Origin of the sequence: Massilia yuzhufengensis, from assembly GCF_900112225.1 — a bacterium.
Lineage (GTDB): Bacteria > Pseudomonadota > Gammaproteobacteria > Burkholderiales > Burkholderiaceae_D > Telluria > Telluria yuzhufengensis.
The window spans coordinates 102,228-114,256 of record NZ_FOLD01000014.1; the positions used below are offsets into that span (position 1 = coordinate 102,228).

The following is a 12,029-nucleotide window of genomic DNA, read 5'->3' on the forward strand; positions in this document are numbered from 1 at the left end:
CACAGTACCCGGCTCCTGCCTTGCCAGTTGCCGCTTACTTGCCGGCGCCCTTGCGGGTCACGATCAGGCTCGCGATACAGCTGCCGGCGATCAGCACCGCCACCACGGCCAGCGAGGCCTGGACCGGGACGTGATACCACGGCATGATCAGCATCTTGGCGCCGATGAAGGTCAGTACCATCGCCAGGCCATACTTGAGCAGGTGGAAGCGGTCAGCCACGTCCACCAGCAGGAAGTACAGCGCACGCAAGCCCAGGATCGCGAACATGTTCGAGGTGAACACGATGAACGGATCGGTCGTGATCGCGAAAATCGCCGGGATCGAATCCACCGCGAACACCAGGTCGGTGACCTCGATCAGGATCAGCACCAGGAACAGCGGCGTCACGAAACGCACCCCGGCCTTGGTGACGAAGAACTTCTCGCCGTGGTCTTCTTCACTGACCCTCAGGTGCCTGCGTGCGAACTTGAGCACCGGATTGTTGGCCACGTCCGGCTCCTGGTCGACCGCGACCAGCATGCGCATGCCGGTGTAGAGCAGGAATGCGCCGAAGATGTACAGCACCCAGCTGAATTCGCTGACCACCCATGCACCCGCGCTGATCATGATCGCCCGCATCACGATGGCGCCCAGCACGCCGTAGATCAGGACCCGGCGCTGGTATTGCTGCGGCACCTGGAAGGCAGTGAAGATCAGCAGGAACACGAACACGTTATCGACCGACAGCGCTTTCTCGATCAGGTAGCCCGAGAAGAATTCCAGCGCCTTCTGGTCGGCGATCTCGGCCCCCACGGTGCCGTTCAGGTACCACCACAGGCCGCCGTTGAAGGCCAGCGCCAGGCTGACCCAGACCAGCGACCAGATCCCGGCCTCCTTGACGCTGACCTTGTGCGCCTTGTTACCGCCAAAGACGAACAAGTCGAGCGCCAGCATCACCAGCACGAAGCCGACGAACACGGCCCACATCGGGCCGCTTGCAATGCTTTCCAGGCCGGTCATCGCGGTTCTCCTTGCTGTTCGGTGTACTGGCGCAGGACCGCGGTCATGGTTAAGCCGTTTGCATCGATTGCGATACGCATGGGTGTCCTCCCGTTGAAGTGAGCTTCCACTATATGCAGGTCGAATGCATCGCACAATTCGAATATAAGGTATATTCACATCGACTTTATCGATGTATTGGACGAAGATGGCCACGCTGAACTACAAACACCTGCGGTATTTCTGGATGGTGGCCAAGACCGGCAGCATCGCCAAGGCGGCGGCCCAGCTGCACCTGACGCCGCAATCGATCTCGGGACAGTTGACCGAACTTGCCGACAGCCTGGGCGTCACCCTGTTCCGGCGCGCCGGACGCAACCTGGAAATCACCGATACCGGGCGCCGGGTGGCGCGCTACGCCGACGAGATCTTCACCACCGGCGACGCCCTGCTCGAGCTGGTGCGCGACAAGGACATGACCACGGCGATGTCGTTCCGGGTCGGCTGCGCCGACTCGGTGTCCAAGCTGATTGCCTGCAAGCTGGTGCAGCCGGCGCTGGCGCTGAGCGAACCGGTCAGGCTGATCTGCCGCGAGGGCAGGCTGGACAGCCTGGTGGCCGAGCTGGCGGTGCACCGCCTCGACCTGGTGATTGCCGACCGTCCGATTCCGCCCCAGTTCAGCGTGCGCGCCTACAGCCATTTGCTGGGACAGAGCGCAATGAGCGCGTTCGCCACGCCGGCGCTGGCCGGCCGGCTCGGCCCGGCTTTCCCGGCCTGCCTGAACGAGGCGCCGCTGCTGCTGCCGGGCGAGGACTTCGCCATCCACCAGCGCCTGCTGCGCTGGTTCGAGGACAGCGACGTGCATCCCAACGTGGTCGGCGAGTTCGACGACAGCGCCATGATGAAAGCGTTCGGCCAGTCGGGGGCGGGGGTGTTCTTCGCGCCCACGGTGATCGCGCCGCAAGTGTGCCAGCAGTATGGGGTGGTGGTGCTGGGGCAGGTTGACTCGGTGGTCGAGCAGGTCTATGCGCTGAGCACCGAGCGCCGCATGCGCCATCCGGCCACCCTGGCCATCAGCGCGCTGGCGCGCGACGAGCTGTTCGTGTAAGCGCCTTAATTGCGCTCGAGTTCCTGGCGCATCCGGCGGCGCCAGCGCAGCAGCCCGGCCGAGTAGTAGCCGAAATAGCCGGCCGTGAGGCCCACGCACAGCATGGTCAGCGGGCTGTCGCTCAGCTTGGGCGCCGGAATCCCCTTGCCCTGGTTGGCGTAGATCTCTACGCCGATGTAGAGCACGCGCGCCACCAGCACCATCGCCATCAGGATGCCCAGGCGCGCGGCCGGGGTGAAGAAATACCCCTGCGGCGTATCCTCGAAGCGGGTCTGCTTCAGGCCCCACACGCTCCAGCCGATGCCCAGCAGCGCGCCGGCCGCCAGCGCGCCCAGGATGACGGGGGTGTCCAGCAGCTGCGCGGCCGGCACCACGATCATCGCGCCGAATACCAGCACCCCGGTGTAGTGGCGCGAAACGATCGAGCGCTGGCGCGCCATGCGGGCCTTGATGCGGTTGTAGACGCGCCAGACCAGCAGCGGGGTCAGGGCGAGCAGGGCGAGGGTGGTGATCGAGAAGTCCATGGTGCGCCAAAGAGGGTGGAGGCCGCCATTGTAATGGAGGGGGCCGGTGCCGCACGCCAGGCGGCGGGGAAGGGCGGGCAGGTTCGCATCATGATATGGTGCTTACTCCGCTTTTTTCGAGGAGATCCCCGCCATGAATGTTGCTACGCATCCCCTGAAAGCGCACCGTGCGCCCGACCCGGCCCCGATCGAGGAGCCAAGTCCCGAACCCTTCGACACGCCCCATCCGCACCACCAGCCCGGCCACGGCCACACGCCGCAGACCGAGGAGCCGGTGCCCGATCCGAAGCCGAGCGTGGTTCACTAAGCTTAATCGAAGGCCCACGAATACAGCACGTCCAGGGCGGTATTGGTGCCGGTCTGGAACTGCAGTGTGATTTTCGGGTTCAGCTTGTAGCGCAGGCGCACCAGGCTCGAGGCCGTGGTCGCGCCCTGCTCGAAGCTCAGGTAGGCGCGCGACGAGATGCGTTTGCCCACCGTCACCACCGTGCTTTCCAGCCCGGTCGCGGTGCCGTTGGCCTGCTTCAGCCCCAGCTCATCGACGCCGAGCGAACTGGCCAGCTTCTGCTGGAAGCCGCCGGTGCCGCCCTTGCCGCCCAATAGCGCGCCCGCGGCCGCCGCCAGCACATCCTTCTCGTTGCCGCTCGTGCCTTCCATGCCGTGGCCCAGCACCAGCCAGGACAGCTTTTCGCTGTCCGGCACGTTGGGGGTCGATACCAGGCGCGCGTCGGGCGACTGCGCGGTGCCGCGCACCTGCACGCCGGCTTCCACATTGGTCTGGGTCAGCTGCTCGCCTTCGGGACGCTTGCGCACCGCGAGGATGTCGAGCGAAGGGTTGTCGTAGGCGCCGCTGAAGGTCATCACCGCGCGTTCGATCGACAGCTTCTGGCCATAGGCCGCATATTCGCCGTCGACGGCGCGGATGGCGCCGTTGATGCGCGGCGCTGCGGCCCCCACCTTGCGGACCCGTACATTGCCGGCCAGCGTGGCATCGATGCCCAGGCCGCGCAGGCGGAACTCGTCGCCCAGGTCCGCGCGCAGGTTGATCGACAGCGGCATCTCCGCCTGCTTGTTCGAGGGCGCCGGCTTGGCGCCGCCGCGGCCCAGCACGATGACGTCGTCCGACATGGTCGGGCGGCCTTGCGGCGCGAATTCGATCAGGGCGCGGTCGGCCCGCACATTGCCTTCCAGCGTGAACTGGGTGGCGTCGCGCAGCAGTTCGGCGTTGCCGCTGACGACCACGGTGCGGTCGGGACGCGACAGCACTTCGAGCTTGTCGGCCGTGACCTTCAGGTTGGCCGCCGCCAGTCCGCTGGAAAAGCGCAGGAAGCCCTGCGCCGAGGCCGTGCCCTGGCGGCCCTGGAAGGTGAGGCGCTGCAGTTGCAGCTCGTCGCCGGCGAGCGAAGCGCGCAGCTCGCCGTTTTGCAGGCGCACGCCCTGTTCGGCCCAGCGCACGGCCAGCTTGTCGCCGCTCACGTTGCCGTCCAGGCGCGGCGTGCCGATGGTGCCGGCGCCCGTAAGCGCCAGGCGCAGTGCGCCGTCGAGTTCCAGTCCCGGCTGGCCGGCAAACGAGGCCAGCCAGGCGATCGAGGCCATGTCGGCCTTGGCCGTCATGCGCAGCGGGCTGTCGCGGTCCAGCCGGCCCTGGAGCAGCTGGGCGGTGGCGTCGAGATTGGCGCTGCCGGTACGGGCGCCGTCGAGCAGCACGCGTACGCGCAGCGCACCGCCCTGGACGTCGGCGCGCGCATCGAACTGGCGCAGGCCGAGCGGCACCGGGCTGTCGCCGCCGGCGATCATGTCGCCTTTTTCGCGGAACACGTGGACGTTGCCGTCCAGCGCAGGTGCGCCGCCGGTGGCAGTGGCGGTGCGCAGGTCGAGCGCCCACTGCGCGCCCAGGGTCAGGTCGCCGCGCGCGTTTTCGCGGATGGCCGGCGAGAACTGGGCCAGGTAGGTGAGCGGCACGTTGTCGGCGTGGCCGCGGCTGTTCCAGCGTGGGCCGTTCTTGGTGAGCGAATCGACCGTGATGCTGCCTTGCGCGAGCTTGATGACGGCGCCGTTGAAGGCGATGCGTTCGGGTTTGGTGAGTCCCATCACGCCGCTGCCAGGCGCGCCGCTGATGCGCAGCGGCACCGGCGCCTGCAGCGCCAGCGCGTAGCGGCCGCGGTTCTGCAGCGCGGCCAGGGTGCCGCTCCAGGTGTCGCCGGCCCAGCCGCCGCGCACCTCCAGGTTGGCGTCGAAGGCTTCGCCCACGGCGGCGGCGCGCAGCAGGTGGGCGCCGCGCGTGCCCTCGGTCTTCAAGCTGGCCGAGGCCACGCGGGTCTCGCCGTTGACGTAGTCGAGCAGCTGGATGTCGGAGGACAAGGCATCGCGCGCGCCGCGGCCGGCGCCCAGGTTGGCGCTGGCGCGCAGCGAGCGGATGTTGTGGGTGCCGAGCAGGCGCAGGTTCTGGCCTTCCAGTACGGCCGTGAGCGAGGGCGTGTCCATGGTGCCGGACAGCGTGCCCTGGCCGCGCAGCACGCCGGCGTAGTCGGGGCCGAGCGCGGCCAGCTGCGGCGCATCGATGCGCCAGGACAGCTGGTCGGTACCTAAGCCGAAGCTGCCCTTGGCCGCGACCACGTTGGCGCCCACGTGCAGGTCGACGTCGGCGTTGGACACATGGCGGCGGTCGGCCGTGAGTCTGGCGTGGCCCCACAGCGGCGAATTCGACAGGGTCGAATCCTGCACCCGCAGGTCCACAGCGCCGCGCCAGTCGGCGCCACTGCGCCCGCTGGCATCGAAACTGCCGTTGATCTTGCCGGCCAGCGGAGAGCCGAAGGCGGCCGGGTTGAAGCCCTGGGCCGTGCCCTTCACCTTCGCTTCCACGAAGCGTGCGCCTTCCGTGCCGGCCAGCCAGGCTTCGCCGCTGGCGCGCAGGGCGCCGTTGGCGCTCTTGCGCTGCGCGGCCACCCAGCCCAGGCCATTGGCGTTGAGGTCGAAGGTGGTGCGCGGCGCGGCCATGGTGCCGGTGGCGACGCCGCTGGCCAGCACCGCGCCATACAGGTCCTTGCGCACCGCCGACAGCTGGCGGCCGTCGAGCTTCCACTGCAGCTTGTCACCGCTGCCGCCAAAGGCGCCGTTGATCGCCACCGTGTTCTGGCCCAGCGCCAGGTCGGCATCGATGCCGCTGATGCGTTTGGCGTCGGCGTGCAGCTTGCCCTTGCCCGTGAGCGCCTGGTCGAACAGGCGGCTGCGGCGGATGTCGAAGCCGGCGTCTACCCGCCATGCCGGGGCCAGCGCGCCCGCCACGTTGACGGTGGCGTTGATGTCGGCCTGCGGATAGTCGCCGAAGGCGACCGGGTTGAAGCGGCTGGCGCTGGCGCTGGCCTTGAATTCCTTCTCCTTCAGGAGGTTCATGCTGCCGGCCACGTCGACCCGGCTGCTGCCGGCAGATAAACGGCCTTCGCGCAGCGTGACCACGTTGTTTTCCAGCGTCGCCAGCGCCGCCAGCGCCAGGCCCTGGTCGGCCAGGTTCGCCCGCAGGGTCTGGGTCTTGCCGGCATTGGTCACCTGGATGTCGCCGCGGATGGCGGTGGTCTTCATGCTGCCGTGCACCTGCTTGAGGTCGAAGCGGTCGGTGTGCAGGGTGAAGCGGGCCGTGCCCACGCCTTCCTCGTCCTTGCCGCGCTGTACCCCGCCGGTGCCCGTGAAGCGCCCGGCGCCGCCGAAGTCCAGCAGCACGTCGGACACCTGCAGCGCGTCCAGGCTGCCGCCCAGCTGCCCGCGCATGAGGCGCAGCGGCAGGCGTTGCTGGTCGATCGTGCCTTCCGGGCCATCATTCGTGATGTTGACGCTGCCGCTGATGCCGCGCTTGTCATCGAGCTTGCCGGCAACGGCGAAGGTGAGGTCGGCCGTCGGCAGTGCCGGGTTGAAGAAGCCCGGGTCGACGTTGCGGCCGTTGATGCGCAGCGAGCGCAGGGGAATGGGGGCGTAGGGCGAGAGCTCGAAGTGGGCGTCGCCCACGGCGCGGCCGGCCTGGCCGGTGGCGTCGAGCAGCGTAGCTTCCAGGTCGCCGCCGACCTTCATGCGCAGCTGGGCCGCGCTGGCGCCGGCCTTGGCCTGCGATTGCGACAGGCTGGCGCTGGCGTCGATCTTGAAGGGGCGCTGGGCGCCGATGGTACCGGCGGCGGCCACGTCGCCCCAGGGGGTGACGGCGGCGGCGTCGGCCACCTGCCAGCGGGCCTTGTTGCCTTCCAGGCGCAGGCGGATGTTGTCGATGTGGGTCTCGGCGCCCTTGCTCACGAACGTAGCGCGGTTCAGGCGCGCGTCGTCGATCGAGACGGTAAAAGGCGGCGCCAGCTTGACCGGCATGGTCGAGGGTTCCGTGCTTTCCTTGAGGGTTTCCACGCGCAGATTGGCCGCGTGCAGGGTGTCCACCAGGATGCCGCGCGAGACGATCTGCGCCGGCGACCAGTTCAGGTCGATCTTGTTGGCGATGACCAGCTGCTCGTCGGTGCGCCACACGAGGCGCTCGATATGCATCTTGCCGTACAGCGAACCGGACACGCCGGTGAGCGTGAGCTTGCCGCCGGTGGAACTGGCGACCTTTTGCGCGATCATCTGCAGCGTGGTCTCGCGCCCCAGGTACCACAGGGTGCCGCCGATGACGGCGCCGGTGACGACGACGCCGATGGCGACGCGGCGCGGCCATTTGCGCGGTTTGTGGGGGTCGGGTTGGTTCGCCGCGGCCTGGTTGGTGTCGTTCGTGTCCATCAGAAGGTGAATCCCAGGGAGAAGTGCAGGCGCGCTTTTTTCACGGCATGGCCATAAGCCACGTCGACATTGATCGGTCCCACCGGGCTGCGCCAGCGCGCGCCGACGCCGAAGCCCGACTTGGGTTTCAGGTCGCCGACCTTGTCGGCCGCGTTGCCGGCATCGTAGAACACCGCCACGCCCCAGGGTGGGCGGAACCAGTACTGGTACTCGGCGCTGGCGGTGAGCATGTACTTGCCGCCGACGATGGCGCCGTTTTCGCGCACGCCCAGTTCGCGGTAGCCGTAGCCGCGCACCGACTGGTCGCCGCCGGCGCGGAACAGGAAGGTGCTCGGCACGCCGATCTTGTCCTTGGCCGCTACACCGCCGAATTCGCCGCGCAGCACCAGGGTGCCGCTTTCGCCCAGCGGTTTGAGGTAGAGGCCGCGCAGGTAGAGGCGCAGGAATTTTTCGTCGGTCAGGATCGGCAACAGGGCGCCGCCCAGCTGTCCCTGGATGACGTAGCCGTTGGTCGGCTGGATCAGGCTGTCGAGCTGGCGCTTGGTGATGCTGTAGGTGAGCGGCAGGCTGCGGGTGCTGGTCGGCTCGTTCGGTGGCACCTCGCGTTTTTCGATCAGCGCTTCCAGCGTCAGGCTGCGTTCGAGCAGGGGCGAGCCCCATGCGCGGCGCGCGGCGACGGTAGCAAGGGTGGTGATCTCGCCGCGCAGGTCGTTGCGCTCGACGCCTGCGCCGACGCTGTCGTTGAAGCCCTTGGCCGTGGTGGGCCAGTAAAAATCGGTGCGCACGGTCTGGCGCTTCTGTTCGTACAGCAGGTCGTTCTTCATGCGCTTGCCGAACACGTTCAGGTCGTCGTAGCTGATCTGGGCGCGCGCGCCGGTGTCGGTCGAGAAGCCGACGCCGACCTCGACGGCCTTGCGCTTGTTCTCGGTCACGCGCACCAGTACCGGCAGCACCGTGGGGCCGGTGGGCGGCTCCGGCGTGGCCGGGTTGGCGTCGGCATCGTCGTCGCCTTCCTTGAGTTCCTGCAGCTCGGCGTTGAGCACGGCGCGCATGTCGGCGCTCACCTCGACGCTGCTGAAGTAGCCGGTATCCTGCAGGCGCGATTGCAGGGCCTGCAGCGCGGCCTCGCTGTACATGTCGCCCGGATTGATCTTGTTGAGGTTGGTGATGACTTCCTTCGGGTAGCGCGTCAAGCCACGGATGCGCAGCGCGCCGAAGCGCATTTCCGGGCCGCTGTCGATCACGACGTGCAGCAGGGCGCGCAGTTCGTCGGGGTCGACCGTGGCGGAGGTGTCGACCAGCCTGGCGCGCGGGAAGCGCGTCTGCTGCACGTCGCGCAGCAGCTCGCGCTTGGCCGCTTCCCAGTCGGCCTGGCGGAAGCGCGCGCCGACCGGCAACTGCCAGCGGCTGCGCAGGGAACCGGCATCGAAGGGCGCGCCGCCTTTCTCAAAAGGGACGAAACCCTGCAGCACCAGGTCGACATCGCCCACCAGCACCGCCGGCCCCGGGTCGACGATGACGCGCGCGACAGGCTTGCCGCCGCTGGTGTCGAGCCCGGACGAGATCTTGGGCGAGTAGTAGCCTTCGGTGGCGATGAGCGTCTTGGCCTGTTCCGGCGCTTCCTTGACCAGGCGCTGGAGCTGCTCCATGTCCACGCGCGCGTTGCCGCGCCAGCGCATCAGGTCGAGGTTATCCTCGAGCATATTCTCGATCTGGCGCGGCGCGTCGATGCGGACCTGGTAATCGATACCCTGTGCGTGGAGCGCCGTGGCTACGAAGAATGCACCGACGCCCAACAGGGGACGCAGGCGGCTACGGGGGATCGATCTTGCAGGAAACATGGCGCTCCGATGGAAAAGTTCGTGGCAATCTTAACGGATTGGCAAAAACGGTGGCGTGCGCCAGCCCATCCGTGCGCAGGGCGCGGGTGTACTCCGGGCGCGATTTTGTGCCAGAATTCGGCGTTTGCCCGGCGCCTGCGCGCCCCTCTTTTTTCCGGACCATCACCATGCAATCACTCGACACCGCGCTCGTCCTCTTCAGCGGCGGCCAGGACTCCACCACTTGCCTCGCCTGGGCGCTGCAGCGCTACGCGCGCGTGGAAACCATCGGCTTCGACTACGGCCAGCGCCATGCGATCGAGCTCGAAGTGCGCCCCACCGTGCTGTCGAAAATGCGGGCACTGAACCCGGAATGGGATGCGCGCCTGGGCGAGGACCACATGATCGACCTGTCCCTGATCGCGAAGATCTCGGATACGGCGCTGACCAGCAACGTGGAAATCGCGATGCAGGCCAACGGCTTGCCGAACACCTTCGTGCCGGGCCGGAACCTGCTGTTCATGACGGTGGCGGCCACCGTGGCCTACCGCCGCGGCCTCACGGTGCTGGTGGGCGGCATGTGCGAGACCGATTTCTCGGGCTACCCGGACTGCCGCGACGACACCATGAAGGCGCTGCAAGTGGCACTGAACCTCGGTATGGCGACGCGCCTGAAAGTCGAGACGCCCCTGATGTGGATCGACAAGGCCCAGACCTGGGAACTGGCGCAGCAGGCCGGCGGCGACGCGCTGGTGGACCTGATCCGCTTTGACACCCACACTTGCTACCTGGGCGAGCGCGGCGCCGCCCACCCCTGGGGCCACGGCTGCGGCAGCTGCCCGGCCTGCGCGCTGCGGGCGCGCGGCTACGAGCAGTACGTGGCGCGCAAGGCTGCCTGAGTCCTACTGGCCGCGCAGGTGCGCGGCTTCCTGGTACGCGCCCAGCACCTGGGGGTGCCACGGAATGTGGCTGGTGCGCAGGATCTGCCCGTCGCGCGCGTACACCAGGTAACGCTCGCCGGCGCCGTTCTCGCCCGGGAGGTTGTCGCGGAAGATGGCTTCGCAGCTGATCGTGACGCGGTTCTTGTTGACCGTGTATTCGAGCGTCTGCCCCTTGGCGTAGCTGCCCTTGATGTTGTCGACGAAGTCGAAGCTGGCCAGGTGCTTTTGCAGGACGATCTCGCGCCCCTCCTCGTTCTTGACGGTCTCGCGCTGGAAGCTCAGCTGCGTCATTTTTCCGATGAAGACCAGGTCGGCCTCGTCGCGCAGGGCGGCGGCTTGCGCCTTGGTGCGCTCGATACGCTCCAGGCGCAGGCGCGGCTGGTCTTCGGGGGCGACGATGGCGCAGGCCAGGCCGGCGCCGGGATGGGCGGCGCAAGCCAGGGCCAGGCTGGCGAGGATGCGTCGGGTTGGTCGCTTCATGCTGTCTCCCAGGGCTGGAAAACGCCATCATGCCAAGAAATGGGGCCTGAAAATGCGCAGAAGCTCACATTCGGTCGCCAGAGCGTGACAATCCGCGCATTTGTCGGCGCGTGCGGGGGCGTACATTCTGGGGATGAGCCCCGCCTTCCTGTTGCTGGCCGCCGCCGCGTCCGTCCTGCCTGCCCATGCCCTCGCTGCCCGTATCCCGTATCCGCAGGAGGTTATGGTGTATGACCTGAACGCCTGCCCCCGTCCGGCCTGGCCTGCCGGCGCGCTGTCCCAGCGCGCCGCGGGCAAGACGACGGTGGAGGTGCAGGTTGGCGCAGCAGGCATGGTCAGCGACGCCCGCGTGGCCGTCTCCAGCGGCAGGGCCGACCTGGACGAGGCGGCGCTGGCAGGCATCCGCCGCTGTGTATTCCACGCGGTGCTGGCCACCGGCCAGGCGCCGACCGGCTGGCTCAAGACGCAGTATGTGTGGGTGCCGGGCGAAGCGGCCAGGCCGCCGGGGCAGGACCGGCAACTGTTCGCGCGCACCAGCAAGCTGGCGGCCGAGGGCGATCCCGCCGCGCAGAACCTGCTCGGCACCTGGTACCAGCACGGCACCTACGTGAAGGCCGACCTGGCGCAGGCGGCAAGCTGGTACCTGCGGGCGGCGCAGGGTGGTAACGCCTGGGCGCAGAACAACCTCGGGGTGCTGTACAACCGTGGCGCCGGCGTGCCGCGCGACCAGCGGCAGGCGGTGGCCTGGTACGCGAAAGCGGCCGCGCAGGACCACCGCTGGGCGCAGGCCAACCTGGCATGGGCTTACCAGCACGGCAGCGCCGGTGAGCCGGACCCCGACAAGGCCTTGTACTGGCTGACGAAATCGGCCACGGGCGGGCTGGCGGCCGCGCAGCTGCGGCTCGGTATGCAGGGGATGCAGCGCGCCGTTCTGGACGAGGACCGCGCGCTGGCGGCGGCCTGGCTGGCGCGGGCCGCGGCGCAGGACTACCCGCCAGGCCTCTACTACCTGGGCCGCAGCTTCGAACTGGGCCTGGGCAACGTGCAGGACGACGCACAGGCAGCCGCGTACTACCGCAGGGCGCTCGGGCGCAGCGAGGGCCGGGCGGAACTTGCACTGGGCATGCTGCTCGACGCGGGCCGTGGCGGCGCCGCCGACCCGGAAGGAGCGGCGAGCCTGTACCAGAAGGCCATGCAGTCGCGCCTTCCCCCCGCCTACTACCGCTACGGCCTGGTGCTGGAACAGCGCGGCGACGACGAGCTGGCGCTGGCGGTGTTCCGGCAGGGGGCGGAGCTGGGCGACTGCGATGCGATCGTGAAGTATGTGCAGCTGCGGCCGGCGCCGGGCGCCCCCTGGGAGCTGCGCGCCCAGGCCTGCGCCGCGCGTCCCGAACTGCCGCCGCGCCTCTAAGGATGGCGTAAGTACAG

General features: G+C 68.4%; 9 protein-coding genes. 4 read left to right on the forward strand and 5 right to left on the reverse strand.

The annotated features are described in order from the left end of the window. Positions 1 to 34: 34 nt before the first annotated feature. Positions 35 to 1,000 carry a TerC family protein gene (locus BM031_RS13390; protein ID WP_091875071.1) on the reverse strand — a complete coding sequence of 322 codons (966 nt, stop codon included), beginning with the start codon at positions 998 to 1,000 and terminating at the stop codon, positions 35 to 37. Between the two features lie 187 nt (positions 1,001 to 1,187). Here BM031_RS13390 and nhaR point away from each other — a divergent pair, with 187 nt between their 5' ends. Then, the gene (gene nhaR / locus BM031_RS13395; protein WP_091875102.1) at positions 1,188 to 2,087 is read left to right on the forward strand and encodes a transcriptional activator NhaR; all 900 of its coding nucleotides are present in this window, start codon (positions 1,188 to 1,190) and stop codon (positions 2,085 to 2,087) included. A gap of 5 nt (positions 2,088 to 2,092) precedes the next feature. On the opposite strand, the gene BM031_RS13400 is transcribed toward nhaR, so the two are convergent. After that, positions 2,093 to 2,611: a CcdC protein domain-containing protein gene (locus BM031_RS13400; RefSeq protein WP_091875072.1), complete on the reverse strand. Its 519-nt coding sequence runs from the start codon at positions 2,609 to 2,611 to the stop codon at positions 2,093 to 2,095. 133 nt (positions 2,612 to 2,744) lie between these two features. On the opposite strand from BM031_RS13400, the gene BM031_RS25545 reads away from it, so the two are divergent. After that, positions 2,745 to 2,918: a hypothetical protein gene (locus tag BM031_RS25545; protein ID WP_177207751.1), complete on the forward strand. Its 174-nt coding sequence runs from the start codon at positions 2,745 to 2,747 to the stop codon at positions 2,916 to 2,918. Between the two features lie 2 nt (positions 2,919 to 2,920). Here BM031_RS25545 and BM031_RS13405 read toward each other — a convergent pair whose 3' ends face one another. Beyond that, on the reverse strand, positions 2,921 to 7,360 hold the full coding sequence (locus BM031_RS13405) for a translocation/assembly module TamB domain-containing protein (protein WP_091875073.1): 4,440 nt from the start codon (positions 7,358 to 7,360) through the stop codon (positions 2,921 to 2,923). After that, positions 7,360 to 9,201 carry an autotransporter assembly complex protein TamA gene (locus tag BM031_RS13410; RefSeq protein ID WP_091875074.1) on the reverse strand — a complete coding sequence of 614 codons (1,842 nt, stop codon included), beginning with the start codon at positions 9,199 to 9,201 and terminating at the stop codon, positions 7,360 to 7,362. Before BM031_RS13410 ends, BM031_RS13405 begins: the two co-directional genes overlap by 1 nt. A gap of 167 nt (positions 9,202 to 9,368) precedes the next feature. On the opposite strand from BM031_RS13410, the gene queC reads away from it, so the two are divergent. Beyond that, on the forward strand, positions 9,369 to 10,079 hold the full coding sequence (gene queC, locus BM031_RS13415; protein WP_091875075.1) for a 7-cyano-7-deazaguanine synthase QueC: 711 nt from the start codon (positions 9,369 to 9,371) through the stop codon (positions 10,077 to 10,079). Positions 10,080 to 10,082: 3 nt separating this feature from the next. Here the strand turns inward: queC and BM031_RS13420 are convergent, their stop codons facing one another. Further along, a complete protein-coding gene (locus tag BM031_RS13420; protein ID WP_091875076.1) occupies positions 10,083 to 10,601 on the reverse strand; it encodes a hypothetical protein in 519 nt (172 codons plus the stop codon). A 133-nt stretch (positions 10,602 to 10,734) separates the two neighbouring features. Here BM031_RS13420 and BM031_RS13425 point away from each other — a divergent pair, with 133 nt between their 5' ends. Beyond that, positions 10,735 to 12,012 carry a TonB family protein gene (locus BM031_RS13425; RefSeq protein WP_091875077.1) on the forward strand — a complete coding sequence of 426 codons (1,278 nt, stop codon included), beginning with the start codon at positions 10,735 to 10,737 and terminating at the stop codon, positions 12,010 to 12,012. Positions 12,013 to 12,029: the final 17 nt, after the last annotated feature.

Excerpts from the sequence above, each read along its gene's own strand:
- BM031_RS13390 (WP_091875071.1), bottom strand. The coding sequence starts at position 1,000 with ATGACCGGCCTGGAAAGCATTGCAAGCGGCCCGATGTGGGCCGTGTTC.
- BM031_RS13400 (WP_091875072.1), bottom strand. The coding sequence starts at position 2,611 with ATGGACTTCTCGATCACCACCCTCGCCCTGCTCGCCCTGACCCCGCTG.
- BM031_RS13425 (WP_091875077.1), top strand. The coding sequence starts at position 10,735 with ATGAGCCCCGCCTTCCTGTTGCTGGCCGCCGCCGCGTCCGTCCTGCCT.
- queC (WP_091875075.1), top strand. The coding sequence starts at position 9,369 with ATGCAATCACTCGACACCGCGCTCGTCCTCTTCAGCGGCGGCCAGGAC.
- BM031_RS25545 (WP_177207751.1), top strand. The coding sequence starts at position 2,745 with ATGAATGTTGCTACGCATCCCCTGAAAGCGCACCGTGCGCCCGACCCG.
- BM031_RS13420 (WP_091875076.1), bottom strand. The coding sequence starts at position 10,601 with ATGAAGCGACCAACCCGACGCATCCTCGCCAGCCTGGCCCTGGCTTGC.
- BM031_RS13410 (WP_091875074.1), bottom strand. The coding sequence starts at position 9,201 with ATGTTTCCTGCAAGATCGATCCCCCGTAGCCGCCTGCGTCCCCTGTTG.
- nhaR (WP_091875102.1), top strand. The coding sequence starts at position 1,188 with ATGGCCACGCTGAACTACAAACACCTGCGGTATTTCTGGATGGTGGCC.
- BM031_RS13405 (WP_091875073.1), bottom strand. The coding sequence starts at position 7,360 with ATGGACACGAACGACACCAACCAGGCCGCGGCGAACCAACCCGACCCC.